We start from the raw sequence: 550 nt of genomic DNA on the forward strand, positions 1-550 counted from the left end.
GGAGAGGTAGGGCAAACCGCCCCTAATGTTCTCCAAAGAGATTTCAAGGCTACGCGGCCAAACGAGAAGTGGGTTACCGATGTTACTGAATTTGCAGTCAATGGGCGCAAGCTGTATTTGTCTCCAGTAATAGATCTCTTCAACAACGAAGTTATTTCTTACAGCCTTTCGGAAAGACCAGTGATGAACATGGTTGAGAATATGCTCGATCAGGCATTCAAAAAGCTTAATCCTCACGAGCATCCTGTTCTGCACTCTGACCAGGGATGGCAGTATCGTATGAGAAGATATCAAAATATCCTTAAAGAACATGGTATTAAACAAAGCATGTCCAGAAAAGGCAATTGTCTGGATAATGCTGTGGTGGAGTGTTTCTTTGGAACCTTAAAGTCGGAGTGTTTTTATCTTGATGAGTTCAGTAATATAAGCGAACTGAAGGATGCTGTTACGGAATATATTGAATACTACAACAGCAGAAGAATTAGCCTGAAATTAAAAGGTCTGACTCCAATTGAATATCGGAATCAGACCTATATGCCTCGTGTTTAAC

General features: G+C 41.1%; 1 protein-coding gene. It reads left to right on the forward strand.

Going from position 1 to position 550, the window contains the following annotated elements:
- The coding region (locus D7W81_RS41465) for an IS3 family transposase (protein ID WP_120560764.1) at positions 1-549 on the forward strand (549 nt) is incomplete at its 5' end.
- Position 550 lies beyond the last annotated feature (1 nt).

The sequence above is a fragment of the Corallococcus aberystwythensis genome (assembly GCF_003612165.1).
Classification (GTDB): Bacteria; Myxococcota; Myxococcia; order Myxococcales; family Myxococcaceae; genus Corallococcus; species Corallococcus aberystwythensis.